The sequence below is a fragment of the Castellaniella hirudinis genome, from assembly GCF_047468865.1.
Lineage (GTDB): Bacteria > Pseudomonadota > Gammaproteobacteria > Burkholderiales > Burkholderiaceae_B > Castellaniella > Castellaniella hirudinis_A.
In genome coordinates, this window is the sequence record NZ_JBLGTV010000005.1 from 33,072 (window position 1) to 48,029 (window position 14,958).

Here is a 14,958-nt window from a genome sequence, read left to right on the forward strand (position 1 = left end):
CGCTTAACTGAAAAACCTGGGCAGAGTGATGGTGACGCTTTGGGCGGCGCGCAGCACCATGGTGGTGCTTTGGTCGCACAGATCGTCATAGGGGAACGCATAGGACAAGCCGTTGCCGCTGATGTCGTGAAACAGCTTGGCCCAGGGGTTGTATGGGGCGGTTTGATAAAAACGGCTGGCGTCGTTGACGCAGGTGTCGGTATTGAGCGTGTATGACATGACGCCGCGCTGGAAGGCCGCGGCGATGGCTTTCTGCACGTTCTTGGCGCTGTCCGATCCTTGGGCCAGGGCCCCGGCGCAGGCCCAGATATCGTGCGATGAAATCCGGCCGTCCGGGCCGTCTGCGCTGCGGATCGTGAATTCCGGCGCGCCGGCCGGCGTTTCGCCTTTGTAGAAGGTCAGGACGCCGGACTCGACGCGCCCGCAGTAATACCCGTTGGAAGGTTCGTAGGTCAGCAAAGGCTGTGTTTGCCAGTGCTGATACCACGCCTGGACTTCCGCATCGAAATAGTCGTTGATGACGCCTTCGTTGAGGGCTTTTTCCAGATCGGTGTAGATCACCGGCGAGAGGGCCCGCAGTCTGACGAAGCCGTTTTCGTCCGACAAGGCGGCGGGAAACGCCGAAGGCGCCTGAACCCCGATGAAGTGTGAAAAATTACTGGGCAGGCTCTTGATTTTTTTGAATATCTCGGCACGGGGGGAAAGCTGTTTGCCCTGTGTCGCCCCGCCGGGGTCGCCATCCAGGATCACGGAAAATCCATATTGATCCACTTGGGTCGTGTTGCCGTAGAACAGCCGGTTTGTATCGTAGGAAAATTCGATCCAATCGAACAAGGTGGCCATGCCGGGGTATCCGCTGACCGAGGGGGCGGAATAGGTGATGGGTTCCAACGAGTCCGGGTCGCTGGACTGCAGCACCACGAAGGGCAGCCTGGGCACGCCGATGGACAGATAAATGCGCCCGCTGAAGGCGTCCAGCCCCGTGCCCAGGCCCGGGATGTTTTGGGGTGAGATCGTTCCCAGGTCGATGTAGTTCTGACAGCCCATGGTCAAGGGGATGCTGAAGTCGGCCCAATCCATGGGATAGTTGTTGGCGATGACGGCCTGGTCGGCGGCGGTCAGTTGCTCGGCGCCCGGGAAAGTCCGCGCGGCTTGCCGATTGTCGGCAACCGCCATGGGCTTGGGCAGGCCGTCCTTGGGATCCAGCCAGTATTTGGGTAGCAGGCCGTCCTTGACCAGCCCCACGATATAGGCATAGACCGGCGTATCCGTGGGCAGGTCGGATTTCGTCAGGTCGATGCACAAGGGAAAATCCATGCCGGCGGGGCCCTGGGCGCAGGCGTTTGGGTTGCCCGTTCCCAGGGTGGGGGGTTGCTGCGGCCCCGCAGGCCCCGGGCCGGCATCGGCCAGGCCGCCGGCGCCCCCGTCGCCGTCGCAGCCGCCGCAGGCGGCCAGAATGGCGGACGCCCCCGCCGTCGACAAAAATTTTCGTCGGTTCATGGTGTGCATGGTGCGGGTCTCCCTCTGGGCAACAGGCGGCCGGGAATGGCCTGATGTGCGGTCTGACCAGTTTGGGGGGCTTGACTTCGGCGCCCGGGTTCGCCATGCCTCTAAATGCAAGTGGTCGAACCAACCCTCTCGCGCACTGGCTGGAATATTGAACCTGTTGCCAAAACGGTGTCAAGGGCGTGGAAACCCGTGGACGCCGGGGAGGAGGGGGGTCAAGCCAGCCCGGGCAGCAGGGCGCGTATCCCGGCGAACAGCATTTCGATGGCGATGGAGGCCAGGATGATCCCCATGACGCGCGCCATGATGACGCGCATCTTGGTGGACATCAGCCGGCCAATGGCGGTTGCGAAATACAGCACGACGAACAAGGCGGCCAGCACTGCCGCCAGCACGATGCCGAAACTGAAGATGCGGGCCGAATCCCGCGCCTGGGCGCTGTAGATGATCAGCGTGGCGATGGTGCCCGGCCCCACGATCATGGGGAAGGTCAGCGGATAGAAGGCGGGGTTGTCGTCCGAGCCTTCGGCGACCGCCGCCGCCGTATTGGCGGATTTTTCCTGGGTGGCGCGCTCGTGCGAGGTGATCGGCTTGCCGTTCAGCATGGACATGGCGATGCCGATCAGCACTGCGCCGCCCGCCACGCGGAAAGAATCCAGGCTGACCCCGAAAAAGCCGATGATGTGGCTGCCCGCCAGGGCGATCACCAGGCACATGACGGCGGTGTAGCCGATGATGGCCACCGCCAGGCTGCGCTGTTCGGCCACGGTTTTCTGGGCCGTCAGCGCCAGGAACAGCGGCAGGGTGATGAACGGGTTCATGATGGCGAACAGGGCGCCCAGAAATTTGGTGGCGTAGGCGATATCCATAATATGTGGGTCTGAGTGGGGCGGAACGGGATGTTTGGCCGATTGGAACCCGCCGTCCGGCGGATCGCGGCGGATCGAAAAAAGGCGCTGCGAACCGCAGCGCCTTTTGGGGATCGCCCTGTCGCGGCAGCGACGCCCGAATCGTATTTTACATGCCGTTGTAGACCGGGCCCTCGCCGCCCTGGGGCGTGACCCAGACGATGTTCTGGGTGGGGTCTTTGATGTCGCAGGTTTTGCAGTGAATGCAGTTTTGCGCGTTGATCTGCAGCTTGTCTTCGCCGGTTTCGGTTTTGACGAATTCGTACACGCCGGCGGGGCAGAAGCGGGCCTCGGGGCCGCCGAACTTGGCCAGGTTGACCTGCACCGGCACGGCGGCGTCCTTGAGCGTCAGGTGGCAGGGCTCGTTTTCTTCGTGGTTGGTGTTGGAAATGAACACCGAACTGAGCCGGTCGAAGGTGAGCTTGCCGTCGGGCTTGGGGTAGTCGATGCGGGCGCACTGGGCCGCCGGCTGCAGACAGGCGTGGTCGGGCTTGGTGCGGTGGATGGTCCAGGGGATGTTGCCCTTGAGCAGCCATTGCTCCACCCCGGTCATGAGGGTGCCGATGGTGCGGCCTTTTTTGAACCACTGTTTGAAGTTGCGCGATTTGTTGAGCTCGGCATGCAGCCAGGAGGCTTCGAACGCGGCCGGGTAGGCGGTGAGTTCGTCGTGGCTGCGCCCGGCGGCCAGGGCGTCGAAGGCGGCTTCGGCGGCCAGCGCGCCGGTCTTGATGGCCGAATGGCTGCCCTTGATGCGCGAGGCATTGAGCACCCCGGCCTCACAGCCCACCAGCACCCCTCCGGGGAACACCATTTTGGGCAGGGACAGCAAGCCGCCGGCCGTCAGCGAGCGCGCGCCGTAGGCCACGCGCTTGCCGCCTTCGAAGGTGGGGCGGATGGCGGGATGGGTTTTGTAGCGCTGGAATTCTTCAAAGGGCGACAGCCAGGGGTTGGCGTAGTCCAGGCCCACCACCAGGCCCACGGCCACCAGATTGTCCTGCAAGTGATACAGGAAAGAGCCCCCGTAGGTATCGGAATCCAGTGGCCAGCCGGCGGTGTGCATGACCATGCCGGGGCGCGCCTGGGCGGGGTCGACTTCCCAGAGTTCTTTGACCCCGATGGCATAGCTTTGTGGATCGCGTCCGGCGTCCAGGCGATATTTTTCGATCAGCTGGCGGCCCAGGTGCCCGCGCGAACCTTCGGCGAAAATGGTGTAGCGCGCCAGCAGTTCCATGCCCGGCTGGTAGGCGTCGGTGTGGCTGCCGTCGCGCGCCACGCCCATGTCGCCGGTAAGCACCCCGCGCACCGCGCCGGATTCGGTGGTCAGCAGGTGGGCGGCGGCAAAGCCGGGGAAGACGTCCACCCCCAGGGCCTCGGCCTGTTCGCCCAGCCAGCGGGTCACATGCCCCAGGCGCACGATGTAGTTGCCGTGATTTTTGAAGCAGTCGGGCAGCAGCCAGGCGGGCGTGCCGCGGGCGCTGTTTTCGGACAGGAACAGGAAGCGGTCTTCCTGGACGGCGAGATCCAGCGGCGCGCCTTTTTCTTTCCAGTCGGGGATGAGTTCCGTGATGGCGCGCGGATCCATGACACAGCCCGACAGGATGTGCGCGCCGATCTCGGCGGCCTTTTCCAGAACACAGACGCTGACGTCGTGGCCGCGTTCGGCGGCCAGTTGTTTCAATCGGATGGCGGCGGCCAGGCCCGCAGGCCCGCCGCCCACGATCAGGACGTCGTATTCCATGGATTCGCGTTCAGTCATGTGCTTGGCTCCCCGTTTTATGATGCATGGACTGGGGCTCATTGTATTGCAGATCGGTATACTGCACTTTTGATTGGCTGCTTGCCAGCCGCTGACCCGAGGGCAATGATGTCTGCCGAACCTCTTGATATTCAAACGACTTCTGGGACGTTTGAAATCACCATGCCGGTGCGCTGGGGCGAAATGGATGCCCTGCGCCATGTCAACAACGCTGCGTATTTTCGTTTTTTCGAAGAGGCCCGGGTACGTTTGCTATTGGCCCTGGGCCTGGGGCCGGGCGGCGCCCGCAACTGGGTGCTGGCCCATGCCTCGTGTGATTTTCTCAAACCGCTGTTGTATCCTGCGGATATTGTCGTGGGCCTGAAGCTGCTGCGCGTGGGCCGTTCCAGCGCGGAATTCGACTGTTGGGTCGCCGATGCCAAGGACCCGGCCGTCCGCCACGCCCGCGGCCGCAATGTGCTGGTCTGCGTCGACAGCGCCACCGGGCAGTCCATCCCTTGGCCGGATACCGACCGCCAGGCTTTGTTGCGGTTTTTTTCAGTCTAAGCCTTATAAAGGAAACGTCGTATGGATAAAGTCTATGAAAGCGCTGCCGCTGCGTTGCAGGGCATCGTGGCCGACAATCAGATGATTGCGGTCGGCGGCTTCGGCCTGTGTGGTATCCCCGAAGCCCTGATCGCGGCGCTGCGCGATTCCGGTGTCCAGGGGCTTACCTGCGTCAGCAACAACGCCGGGGTGGATGATTTCGGCCTGGGCCAACTGCTGACCACCCGTCAGATCAAGAAAATGATTGCGTCCTACGTCGGTGAAAACAAGGAATTCGCCCGCCAGTTCATGGCCAAAGAGCTTGAGCTGGAATTCACCCCCCAGGGCACCCTGGCCGAAAAACTGCGCGCCGGCGGCGCCGGTATCCCGGCCTTCTTCACGCCCACCGGGGTGGGCACCGTGGTGGCCGAGGGCAAGGAAACCCGCGAATTCAACGGCCGCACCTACATCATGGAAGAATCCCTCACGCCGGATGTGTCCCTGGTCAAGGCCTGGAAGGCCGACCGCAGCGGCAATCTTGTGTTTCGCCGCACGGCGCGCAACTTCAATCCCAATGTGGCCCAGGCGGGCAAGATCACCGTGGTCGAAGTCGAAGAAATTGTGCCCACCGGCACGTTCGATCCCGACGAAGTCCATTTGCCGGGTATTTTCGTGCACCGCATCGTCCTGAACGCGCAGCCTGAAAAGCGCATCGAACAACGCACCATTCGTCAATAAGGGGGCATACGCCATGGCTTGGGATCGTGAACAAATGGCAGCGCGCGCTGCCCAGGAACTGCAAGACGGCTTTTACGTCAATCTGGGTATCGGCCTGCCCACCAAGGTCGCCAATTACGTGCCGGAGGGCATGGAAGTCTGGCTGCAATCCGAGAACGGCCTGCTGGGCATCGGCCCGTTTCCCACCGACGACGAGGTCGACGCCGACCTGATCAACGCCGGCAAGCAGACCGTGACCACCCTGCCGGGCTCGTCCATTTTCGCTTCGGCCGATTCCTTCGGCATGATCCGGGGCGGCAAGATCAACCTCGCCATCCTGGGCGCCATGCAGGTGTCCGAAAAAGGCGATCTGGCCAACTGGATGATTCCCGGCAAGATGATCAAGGGGATGGGCGGCGCCATGGATCTGGTGGCCGGGGTGGGCAAGGTCGTGGTTCTGATGGAACACGTCGCCCGGGGCAAGGACGGCAGCGAATCCCTGAAACTGCTGCCCGAATGCACCCTGCCCCTGACCGGCGTGGGGGTGGTCAATCTCATCATTACCGATCTCGGGGTGATGGCGGTCACCGAGGACGGCCTGCGTCTTACCGAACTCGCCCCGGGGGTCAGCGTGGACGAAATCCGCGCCAAGACCACGGCCAAGCTCGATACTTCCGCCGTCGCCTGAAAGGACGCATCCGTGACCCTGTCGTCTACTTTGGCGGCCCCTGCGGGCCGCATTGCCGCGTTGCGCGGCCAATTGGCCCAGGCGGGCCTGCAGGCCTGCCTGGTGCCGACCGCCGATCCCCATTTGTCCGAATACCCGCCCGGCCACTGGCTGGCCCGGGCCTGGCTGTCCGGCTTCGACGGGTCGGCGGGCAGCCTGCTGGTGACGGCCGATTTCGCCGGCTTGTGGACCGATAGCCGCTATTGGGTGCAGGCCGAGGCGCAACTGCGGGATTCCGGCATTGTCCTGATGCGGGCCGGGGCGGCGGACGTCCCCGAAATGCCGGCGTGGGTCGCCGCGCATCTGCGGCCAGGCGATGCCCTGGCGGTGGATGGCCGTGTGCTGGATCGCGCATCGGCCGAACGCTGGCAGCGGGGCCTGCGGGCGGCGGGCATCCGCCTGGTGCTGGATCAAGACCCCGTCGGTGCCGTCTGGGCCGATCGCCCGGGCCTGCCCGATGCGGCGGTGTTCGAACATCTGCCGCCCCAGGCCTGCCGCGCGCGCGGCGACAATCTGGCGGCAGTGCGCCAGGCCATGCGAGAGCAGGGGGCGGATTATCATCTGCTGTCCACCCTGGACGATATCGCCTGGCTGCTGAACCTGCGCGGGGCGGATGTCGATTACAACCCGGTTTTCCTGGCGCATGCCCTGCTGGACGACCAGCAGGCGCGCCTGTATGTGGCGGCGGGCAAGATCGCCGCCGATCTGGCGGCCCGCCTGGCGGCCGACGGCGTGGTCTTGCGGGACTACGCCGACCTGGCGGTTGACCTGGCCGGCCTGCCCGCCGAGGCCGCCGTGCTGGTGGATCCCGCCCGGGTGACGGCGGGCATGCTGGCGCCTGCTCCCCAGGTGCGCCTGATCGAGTCCATCAACCCTTCGCAGCTGCTGAAAGCCGCCAAGAACGCCGCCGAGGCCGACAATATCCGGCAGGCCATGGCCCAGGACGGCGCGGCGCTGTGCGAATTCTTCGCCTGGTTCGAGGCCGCCCTGGCCGATGGCCGGCGCTTGAGCGAAATCGACGTCGATACGCATCTGTCGGCGGCGCGGGCGCGTCGTCCGGGCTTCGTCAGCCTCAGTTTCGCCACCATTGCGGGCTTCAATGCCAATGGGGCCATGCCGCACTACCGGGCCACCGAATCCGCCCATGCGGTCATCCAGGGCGACGGTCTGCTGCTGATCGATTCCGGCGGCCAATACCTGGGGGGCACCACCGACATCACCCGCGTGGTGCCCATCGGCACGCCTTCGGCCGCCCAGCGGGATGATTACACCGCCGTGCTGCAGGCGCATATCGCCCTGGCCCGGGCGCAGTTTCCGGTGGATACCCCGTCCTCGGCGCTGGATGTCCTGGCGCGCCAGCCCTTGTGGCGGCTGGGTCTGGACTACGGCCATGGCACCGGCCACGGCGTCGGCTATTTCCTGAACGTTCACGAGGGCCCGCAGGTGATTGCCGTGCGCGCCCACGCCCGGCCCCATCAGGGGATGCGGGCCGGCATGCTCACCTCCAACGAGCCCGGTCTGTACCGTGCCGGCCTGTGGGGCGTCCGCATCGAAAACCTGGTGCTGGCCGTGCCCGCGCAGCGCACGGATTTCGGCGATTTCCTGCAGTTCGAGACCGTCACCCTGTGCCCCATCGACACCCGTTGCGTGGTGCGCGAGCGTCTGTCGGCCGACGAACTGGCGTGGCTGAACCACTACCACCAGCAGGTGCGCGAACGTCTGCTGCCCCTGGTGGATGGCGCCGCCCGCGACTGGCTGCTGGCCCGCACGCAGGCGTTGTAACCCGGGGCCAAGGGCGGGCGCACTGCGGTTATAATCTCAATTTCCCGCTGCGCCCGTTCACACCGGGCTCTTACCAAATGACCAAATACGTATTCGTCACGGGGGGGGTTGTCTCCTCCCTGGGCAAAGGCATTGCCGCGGCTTCGCTGGCCGCGATTCTGGAATCCCGCGGGCTGCGGGTCACGATGCTGAAGCTGGATCCCTACATCAACGTGGATCCGGGCACCATGAGCCCCTTCCAGCACGGCGAAGTCTTCGTCACCGAAGACGGCGCCGAAACCGACCTGGATCTGGGCCACTACGAGCGCTTCGTGTCGGCCCGCATGCACAAGGTCAATAACTTCACCACTGGCCAGATCTACGAATCCGTGCTGCGCAAAGAGCGCCGGGGCGATTACCTGGGCAAGACCGTGCAGGTCATCCCGCACATCACCAACGAAATCCAGGACTTCATCGCCCGGGGCGCGAAGGCCGCCTTCGACGGCCAGGCCGATATCGCCATCGTCGAGATCGGCGGCACCATCGGCGATATCGAATCCCTGCCGTTCCTCGAAGCCGTGCGCCAAATGAGCCTGCGCCTGGGCCGCAACCAATGCGCCTTCGTGCATTTGACGCTGGTGCCGTTCATCGCTTCGGCGGGCGAACTCAAAACCAAGCCCACGCAGCATTCCGTGCAAAAACTGCGCGAAATCGGCATTTATCCCAATGCCCTACTGTGCCGCGCCGACCGCCCGGTGCCCGAGGACGAGCGCGCCAAGATTTCCCTGTTTTCCAACGTGCCGCTGGACGCCGTCATTTCCGTTTGGGATGCGGACTCCATCTACAAGATTCCCGCCATGCTGCACCAGCAGGGCCTGGACAACCTGATCTGCGACGCCCTGGCGATCACGCCGCCGCCGGCCGACCTCACCGTCTGGGATCGTCTGGTGCATGACCTCGAAAACCCCCGGGGGTCGGTCACCATCGGCATGGTGGGCAAGTACGTCGATCTCACCGAATCCTACAAATCCCTGTCCGAGGCCCTGGTGCACGCGGGGATACACACCCATTCCCAGGTGCACATCGAATACCTCGACTCCGAAGAAATCGAAACCCAGGGCACGGCTTGCCTGGCCGGGCTGGACGCCATCCTGGTGCCCGGCGGCTTTGGCAAGCGCGGCACCGAAGGCAAGATCCGCGCCATCCAGTACGCCCGCGAGAAAGGCATCCCCTATCTGGGCATCTGCCTGGGCATGCAACTGGCCGTGGTCGAATTCGCCCGCCACGTGGCGGGCCTGGGCGGCGCCAACAGCACCGAATTCGACCCGTCCGCCGCTCACCCGGTGGTGGCCCTCATCACCGAATGGCAAGACCGCGAGGGCAAGATCGAAAAGCGCGACCAGTCGTCCGATCTGGGCGGCACCATGCGCAAGGGCGCGCAGCGCTGCCCGGTCAAGCCCGGCACCCGGGCCTTCGACATCTACGGGGCTGAAGTCAACGAACGCCACCGCCACCGCTACGAAGTCAACAACGTCTACGTCAATCGCCTGGAAGAAGCCGGCCTGGTCATCAGTGCCCGCACGCCCACCGAGAGCCTGCCGGAGATCATGGAAATCCCCGGCCATCCGTGGTTCATGGGGGTGCAGTTCCATCCCGAATTCACCTCCACGCCGCGCGACGGCCATCCATTGTTCACCAGCTACATCCGGGCGGCGCTGGCGCATCAGCAAAACCAGGTCAAGACGGCCTGATCGCCAAGGGGAACCCATGCAACTCTGTCATTTTCAGGCGGGACTGGATCAGCCGTTGTTCTTGATCGCCGGGCCCTGCGTCATCGAATCGCGTGAACTCGCCTTTGAAACCGCCGGTGTCCTGCAGGAAATCACCCGGGCACTGGGCATCCCTTTCATTTACAAAAGCTCTTTCGACAAGGCCAATCGCAGTTCCGGGGCATCGTTTCGCGGCCCCGGCATGGACGAAGGCCTGAAGATCCTGGCCGATGTGCGCGACCAGCTGGGCGTGCCCATCCTGACGGATGTCCACGAAACCGGCCAGGCCCGCGAAGTCGCCACGGTGGTCGATGTGCTGCAGACGCCGGCCTTCCTGTGCCGCCAGACCGACTTCATCCAGGCGTGCGCCGCCACCCTGAAGCCCGTCAATATCAAGAAGGGCCAGTTCCTGGCCCCCGAGGATATGATCCAGGTCGTGGCCAAGGCCCGCGATGCCGCCATCCAGGCGGGCGGGGACGGGCAGAACATCCTGGTATGCGAACGCGGCGCGTCGTTTGGCTACCATAATCTGGTGTCGGACATGCGGTCGCTGGCCATCATGCGCGGCACGCACTGCCCGGTGGTGTTCGATGCCACGCATTCGGTGCAGTTGCCCGGCGGCCAGGGCACCCGCTCGGGCGGCCAGCGCGAATTCGTCCCGGTGCTGGCGCGTGCCGCCGTGGCCGTGGGGGTCGCCGGCATCTTCATGGAAACCCATCCCAACCCCGCCCAGGCGCTGTCCGACGGCCCCAATGCCGTCCCGCTGGACAAGATGCGCGCCTTGCTGCAAACCCTGGTCGCGCTGGATCGCAGCGTCAAGCAGGGCGGGGCGCTGGATCTGGCCCTTTGATTTGTCCAGTAGATACCCCAGGTATCTGCCGCCGCCCCCACAGGGCCGGCTTTCCGAAGTAGACTAAACCATGCCCCGCTACAATAGTGGGGCTTGGTTTTCCACCCCCTCACCCACCCAAATAAGGCAGGACGGTCATACATGAGTGCAATCGTAGACATCATCGGGCGCGAAATTCTGGATTCGCGCGGCAACCCCACTGTAGAATGCGACGTCTTGCTCGAATCCGGTGCCATGGGCCGCGCCGCCGTGCCCTCGGGGGCGTCCACCGGCTCGCGCGAGGCCATCGAACTGCGCGACGGCGACAAGGCCCGCTACCTGGGCAAGGGCGTGCTGCGGGCCGTCGAGCACATCAATACTGAAATCTCCGAAGCCCTGATGGGCCTGGACGCCCAGGAACAAACCTTCATCGACCGCACCCTGATCGACCTGGACGGCACCGACGATAAAAGCCGCCTGGGCGCCAATGCCATCCTGGCGGCCAGCATGGCGGTGGCCAAGGCCGCGGCCGACGATGCCGGCTTGTCGCTGTACCGCTATTTCGGCGGCAGCGGCCCCATGCAGATGCCGGTGCCCATGATGAACGTCATCAACGGCGGGGCGCACGCCAACAACACGCTCGATCTGCAGGAATTCATGATCCTGCCGGTGGGGGCGTCCAGCTTCCGCGAAGCCCTGCGCATGGGGGCCGAGATCTTCCACGCGCTCAAGAAAATCATCGCCGCCCAGGGCATGTCCACCGCCGTGGGCGATGAAGGCGGCTTCGCCCCCAACGTGGCCAACCACGAAGCCGCGATCGAACTCATCCTGCAGGCCATCGCCGAGGCCGGCTACGAGGCCGGCTCTCAGGTGGTGCTGGGTCTGGATTGCGCCAGCTCAGAGTTCTACCGTGATGGCAAGTACCACCTGGCGGGCGAAGGCGGCATTGCCCTGGGCTCCCAGGATTTCGCCAACCTGCTGGCGTCGTGGTGCGACAAATACCCCATTGTCTCCATCGAAGACGGCATGGCCGAAGACGACTGGGAAGGCTGGCGCATCCTGACCGAACAACTGGGCCGCAAGGTGCAGCTGGTGGGCGATGATCTGTTCGTCACCAACACCAAGATCCTCAAGCAGGGCATCGACCAGGGCATCGCCAATTCCATCCTGATCAAGATCAACCAGATCGGCACCCTGACCGAAACCTTCGCCGCGATTGAAATGGCCAAGCGCGCAGGCTATACGGCGGTCATCTCGCACCGTTCGGGCGAAACCGAAGACGCCACCATTGCCGATATCGCCGTGGCCACCAATGCCATGCAGATCAAGACCGGCTCGCTGTCGCGTTCCGACCGCATGGCCAAATACAACCAGTTGCTGCGCATCGAGGAAGAACTCGCCGAGGTTGCCGCTTATCCCGGGATTTCGGCCTTCTACAACCTGCGCTAGGCCGCGTCGCGCCCATGCGGCTGCTTGCCCTGGCCTTGCTGGCCCTGACCCTGGCTACCCAGTATCCGCTGTGGTGGGGCAAGGGCGGCTGGCTGCGCCTGCGCAGCCTGCAGGCCCAGGTGCAGGCCGAAACCGCCACGAACCAGGCGCTGACCGCCCGCAACAACGCCCTGCTGGCCGAAGTCCAGGACTTGAAGACCGGGATTTCCGCCGTCGAGGAGCGCGCCCGCCAGGAACTCAATATGATCCGCGAAGGCGAATACCTGGTGCAGATTCTGCCGGATCAGCCCTGATCATTGCCGGGTTTCCCGGCGTGTGGCCTGCCGATCCCCGGCCCCCGGCGACCTGACCGGCGGGATGTTGTCCGGGTTCAGGGCCCGCACAGCGGCGGCTCGTCCGCCTGGCCGCCGCCTTCCGCCGACGCGTCGCCGTGTCCCGTTGCGACATCGGCGGCGCTGGTGACGGCGGTGCGGTTCTCGTCTTCCCCGTCCAGGTTGTTCACGTCCCCCGCGCCGGCGTGGCCCGGCGCGGCATAGCGGATGCGGCCGTCGGCCAGATCGGACCAGTCCGCAGGATGGGACTGCATGACCATGCGCACTTGACGGCGCATGGGCAGGTAGCCCCGGGCCATCATGCGCCGTCCGATGGGATCGCTGCTCAAAGGCGCCAGTCCGCGGATGAGGGCCGCGATGCCGGGGATCATGGGCAGTTGTGGCCACCACAGGTCGATCACCAGAGTATTGGCTTCGTGGATGGTCAGACCCGATTGCGGACCCCGGCCCGCCGGCCAGCCCTGGGCGATGCGCCGGGCGTGCTGCCGGGCCTGATAGTCGTTGCGGATCAAAGCCTGCCCCGGGTGCTGGCGGGGCCCCTTGACGTCCGGGTCGGCGTGATCCCTGAAGGCGGCGGGGGTGGGCTGCAGGATGCGCATGGTCCACGGCGTGCCCAGCGCCTGGCGGCGCGTCCGCAAAGCGCGCTCGATCAGTTGCGGCTGGATGTACAGTTGCCGCAGGCCCGTTTCAAACGCCCTGGCGATATCCTGTGGGCGGGCCTGGCGGGTGGCGCCTGCGCGGGCGGCATCGGCCAGGATCAGGCTGATGGCCTGGCGCTGGTGCATCCAGTGGGCCAGTTCCACCCCGCCCAGACCGACGCCCAGCAGGGGCGGCAGGGCCAGCAGGAACCCGACCATGCCGGCGCCGCCTTGACGCGTGGTGTCCGTGTGCATTCAGAAGCCCCCGTGAATATGCCGCGATTAGGGATAGCGGCCAGTATGTCCGGGCGCGGAGGGGATTGCCATGGGGGCAAGCCCCCTGGGGCGAAAAAAGCTTTTGGGCTTGATTTTTCCGGGGGCGGGTGAAACCCGGTGAGTGGGCCGATGCCGGAGCGGCTGGCGCAACCGGCTCAGTGCACCGAATCGGATCCGGGGGCGGGCTGCTGCTCGGCCTGATCCAGGAACAGCGCGGTACAGTCGATGGCGTCGAATTCGTAGGGTTTGCCGCAGAAATTGCAATCGATGTGGACATGCCCCTGTTCGGCCAGTATGGATTGGATTTCCGCCTGGCCCAGGGTACGCAGCATGTCGGCCACGCGTTCGCGGGTGCAGGGGCAATGCCATTGCACGTGCTGGGCCGGGAATGCCAACAGCTCGTCTTGCCAGAACAGTTTGCGCATCAGGGTGTCGGGGCTGTCCGCCAGCAGTTCTTCGGGCTTCAGGGTGTCGGCCAGCGCCAGGCAGTGCGCCCAGGTGTCCGCGCCGCCGTCGGGCCGGTCATCCGGCGCGGTGGCGCCGGGCATGCGCTGTAGCAGCAGCCCGGCGCAGTGCCGGCCGTCGGCGGCCAACCACAGGCGGGTTTCCAACTGCTCGGAATGACGCATGTAGTATTCCAGTGCCTGAGCGACGCGTTCGCCTTCCAGCGGCACGATGCCCTGGTAGGCCGGTGTGCCTTCCGGGCGGTTGCTGGGGTCGAGCAGCACGGTGAACCGGCCTTGGCCATCCGGGTTCAGCAGGGTCTGCAGGCTGCTGGTGTCGGGCACATGGGCGTCTTCATCCAGATGCGCCGTGGCGCGCAGCCGCAGCTCGGATGTGCATTCCACCATGATCAGGCGCACGGGCCCGTTGCCCTGCAGCTGCAGCACGATGGATCCGTCGAATTTGATATTGCCCGCCAGCAGGACGGCGGCCGCCGAGAGTTCGCCCAGCAGGCTGACGACCTGGGGCGGCAGGTGCTGGTGGGCCAGGCCGGCCTGCCAGGATTCGGCCAGGTGCAGCGTCTGCAACCGCGTGCTGTGGTCGGGGGTGAGGTATTTTTTCAGTGTGTCAGTCATGGGTGCGGCGCCCTAGGTCGTGCAGTTCGGTGCCCAGCAGGCGGTCGTGCAAAAACTGGCCTTGGGGATCGAACCAGGTCCAGATGAAATGAAAAAACGGCGCGGTGATGATCAGGAGATCGAGCGAGGCCCAGCCGCTGAGATGCGACAGGCCCGCCACCAGTAGGGCCGCCGCCAGGGGGATGGGCCACAACAGCAGGTAGCGCAGCGCCAGGCGCCCGCCCGCCAGGGGCCTGCCGCCCCGGTCGGTCAGCCGGATGTTCCAGGTTTTCATGGGCAGGGTCTGGCCGCCCCGACGCCAGCAGGCCAGGAAATACACGCCGATGGCGCAGAACAAAAAGGCCTGGCGGCCGTGGCGCAGCATCAGGCCGTCGCGGCTTTGGGTCAGGGTATCGAATAAATAGCCGGCCAGGAAAACCACGCCGAACAACAGCACGCTTTCGTACATCATGCAGGCGAATCGGCGCCAGCGGGAGGGTGCCACAGGGGCGGTGGGGTTGGTATCCAGCATGTTTGTGTCTGGGCCCGCGCCGACCCGGCCGCTGTGCGCGCCGGGGCTGGCCGGGGCCAAGTGGGTATCCCGTGGTGGCCCCGGCGCATCGCGCCCGGGCATTGAAACAAGGCATTATCCCACAATGAAAAAGCCGCCCCGGAGGGCGGCCTTGCGAGTCGGCCGACTGAGGTGA

Annotated in this window: 14 protein-coding genes; 8 read left to right on the forward strand and 6 right to left on the reverse strand. The window is 65.1% G+C overall.

Annotated elements, in window-relative coordinates:
• Window positions 1–3 precede the first annotated feature (3 nt).
• The 3 genes from ACMHYJ_RS08195 to ACMHYJ_RS08205 form a co-directional block, all read right to left on the reverse strand.
• On the reverse strand, window positions 4–1,509 hold the full coding sequence (locus ACMHYJ_RS08195; protein WP_414245733.1) for a beta-1,3-glucanase family protein: 1,506 nt from the start codon (window positions 1,507–1,509) through the stop codon (window positions 4–6).
• A gap of 212 nt (window positions 1,510–1,721) precedes the next feature.
• Window positions 1,722–2,375, reverse strand: a complete 654-nt coding sequence (locus tag ACMHYJ_RS08200; protein ID WP_414245734.1) for a MarC family protein — start codon at window positions 2,373–2,375, stop codon at window positions 1,722–1,724.
• Window positions 2,376–2,523: 148 nt separating this feature from the next.
• A complete protein-coding gene (locus tag ACMHYJ_RS08205; protein ID WP_414245735.1) occupies window positions 2,524–4,170 on the reverse strand; it encodes an electron transfer flavoprotein-ubiquinone oxidoreductase in 1,647 nt (548 codons plus the stop codon).
• Between the two features lie 162 nt (window positions 4,171–4,332).
• Here ACMHYJ_RS08205 and ACMHYJ_RS08210 point away from each other — a divergent pair, with 162 nt between their 5' ends.
• The 8 genes from ACMHYJ_RS08210 to ftsB all read left to right on the forward strand — a co-directional run bounded on the left by ACMHYJ_RS08210 (window position 4,333) and on the right by ftsB (window position 12,240).
• Window positions 4,333–4,716: an acyl-CoA thioesterase gene (locus ACMHYJ_RS08210; RefSeq protein ID WP_414245736.1), complete on the forward strand. Its 384-nt coding sequence runs from the start codon at window positions 4,333–4,335 to the stop codon at window positions 4,714–4,716.
• A gap of 21 nt (window positions 4,717–4,737) precedes the next feature.
• The gene (locus ACMHYJ_RS08215; protein WP_414245737.1) at window positions 4,738–5,433 is read left to right on the forward strand and encodes a CoA transferase subunit A; all 696 of its coding nucleotides are present in this window, start codon (window positions 4,738–4,740) and stop codon (window positions 5,431–5,433) included.
• Between the two features lie 13 nt (window positions 5,434–5,446).
• Entirely contained in the window at window positions 5,447–6,100 is a 654-nt protein-coding gene (locus ACMHYJ_RS08220) for a CoA transferase subunit B (protein WP_414245738.1), read from the forward strand.
• 30 nt (window positions 6,101–6,130) lie between these two features.
• Window positions 6,131–7,921 carry an aminopeptidase P family protein gene (locus ACMHYJ_RS08225; protein WP_414245858.1) on the forward strand — a complete coding sequence of 597 codons (1,791 nt, stop codon included), beginning with the start codon at window positions 6,131–6,133 and terminating at the stop codon, window positions 7,919–7,921.
• Between the two features lie 77 nt (window positions 7,922–7,998).
• The gene (locus ACMHYJ_RS08230; RefSeq protein WP_414245739.1) at window positions 7,999–9,651 is read left to right on the forward strand and encodes a CTP synthase; all 1,653 of its coding nucleotides are present in this window, start codon (window positions 7,999–8,001) and stop codon (window positions 9,649–9,651) included.
• A 16-nt stretch (window positions 9,652–9,667) separates the two neighbouring features.
• Window positions 9,668–10,519 carry a 3-deoxy-8-phosphooctulonate synthase gene (gene kdsA / locus ACMHYJ_RS08235; protein WP_414245740.1) on the forward strand — a complete coding sequence of 284 codons (852 nt, stop codon included), beginning with the start codon at window positions 9,668–9,670 and terminating at the stop codon, window positions 10,517–10,519.
• A gap of 141 nt (window positions 10,520–10,660) precedes the next feature.
• Window positions 10,661–11,947: a phosphopyruvate hydratase gene (eno, locus tag ACMHYJ_RS08240; RefSeq protein ID WP_414245741.1), complete on the forward strand. Its 1,287-nt coding sequence runs from the start codon at window positions 10,661–10,663 to the stop codon at window positions 11,945–11,947.
• A gap of 14 nt (window positions 11,948–11,961) precedes the next feature.
• Window positions 11,962–12,240: a cell division protein FtsB gene (ftsB, locus tag ACMHYJ_RS08245; RefSeq protein ID WP_414245742.1), complete on the forward strand. Its 279-nt coding sequence runs from the start codon at window positions 11,962–11,964 to the stop codon at window positions 12,238–12,240.
• A gap of 77 nt (window positions 12,241–12,317) precedes the next feature.
• On the opposite strand, the gene ACMHYJ_RS08250 is transcribed toward ftsB, so the two are convergent.
• The 3 genes from ACMHYJ_RS08250 to ACMHYJ_RS08260 all read right to left on the reverse strand — a co-directional run bounded on the left by ACMHYJ_RS08250 (window position 12,318) and on the right by ACMHYJ_RS08260 (window position 14,783).
• On the reverse strand, window positions 12,318–13,172 hold the full coding sequence (locus ACMHYJ_RS08250; protein WP_414245743.1) for a TadE/TadG family type IV pilus assembly protein: 855 nt from the start codon (window positions 13,170–13,172) through the stop codon (window positions 12,318–12,320).
• Window positions 13,173–13,348: 176 nt separating this feature from the next.
• Window positions 13,349–14,272 carry an Hsp33 family molecular chaperone HslO gene (locus tag ACMHYJ_RS08255; protein ID WP_414245744.1) on the reverse strand — a complete coding sequence of 308 codons (924 nt, stop codon included), beginning with the start codon at window positions 14,270–14,272 and terminating at the stop codon, window positions 13,349–13,351.
• Window positions 14,265–14,783 (reverse strand): RDD family protein, encoded by a 519-nt coding sequence (locus ACMHYJ_RS08260; protein ID WP_414245745.1) that lies wholly within the window; start codon window positions 14,781–14,783, stop codon window positions 14,265–14,267. Before ACMHYJ_RS08260 ends, ACMHYJ_RS08255 begins: the two co-directional genes overlap by 8 nt.
• Window positions 14,784–14,958: the final 175 nt, after the last annotated feature.

Excerpts from the sequence above, each read along its gene's own strand:
- ACMHYJ_RS08195 (WP_414245733.1), bottom strand. The coding sequence starts at position 1,509 with ATGCACACCATGAACCGACGAAAATTTTTGTCGACGGCGGGGGCGTCC.
- ACMHYJ_RS08200 (WP_414245734.1), bottom strand. The coding sequence starts at position 2,375 with ATGGATATCGCCTACGCCACCAAATTTCTGGGCGCCCTGTTCGCCATC.
- ACMHYJ_RS08205 (WP_414245735.1), bottom strand. The coding sequence starts at position 4,170 with ATGACTGAACGCGAATCCATGGAATACGACGTCCTGATCGTGGGCGGC.
- ACMHYJ_RS08210 (WP_414245736.1), top strand. The coding sequence starts at position 4,333 with ATGCCGGTGCGCTGGGGCGAAATGGATGCCCTGCGCCATGTCAACAAC.
- ACMHYJ_RS08215 (WP_414245737.1), top strand. The coding sequence starts at position 4,738 with ATGGATAAAGTCTATGAAAGCGCTGCCGCTGCGTTGCAGGGCATCGTG.
- ACMHYJ_RS08220 (WP_414245738.1), top strand. The coding sequence starts at position 5,447 with ATGGCTTGGGATCGTGAACAAATGGCAGCGCGCGCTGCCCAGGAACTG.
- ACMHYJ_RS08230 (WP_414245739.1), top strand. The coding sequence starts at position 7,999 with ATGACCAAATACGTATTCGTCACGGGGGGGGTTGTCTCCTCCCTGGGC.
- kdsA (WP_414245740.1), top strand. The coding sequence starts at position 9,668 with ATGCAACTCTGTCATTTTCAGGCGGGACTGGATCAGCCGTTGTTCTTG.
- eno (WP_414245741.1), top strand. The coding sequence starts at position 10,661 with ATGAGTGCAATCGTAGACATCATCGGGCGCGAAATTCTGGATTCGCGC.
- ftsB (WP_414245742.1), top strand. The coding sequence starts at position 11,962 with ATGCGGCTGCTTGCCCTGGCCTTGCTGGCCCTGACCCTGGCTACCCAG.
- ACMHYJ_RS08250 (WP_414245743.1), bottom strand. The coding sequence starts at position 13,172 with ATGCACACGGACACCACGCGTCAAGGCGGCGCCGGCATGGTCGGGTTC.
- ACMHYJ_RS08255 (WP_414245744.1), bottom strand. The coding sequence starts at position 14,272 with ATGACTGACACACTGAAAAAATACCTCACCCCCGACCACAGCACGCGG.
- ACMHYJ_RS08260 (WP_414245745.1), bottom strand. The coding sequence starts at position 14,783 with ATGCTGGATACCAACCCCACCGCCCCTGTGGCACCCTCCCGCTGGCGC.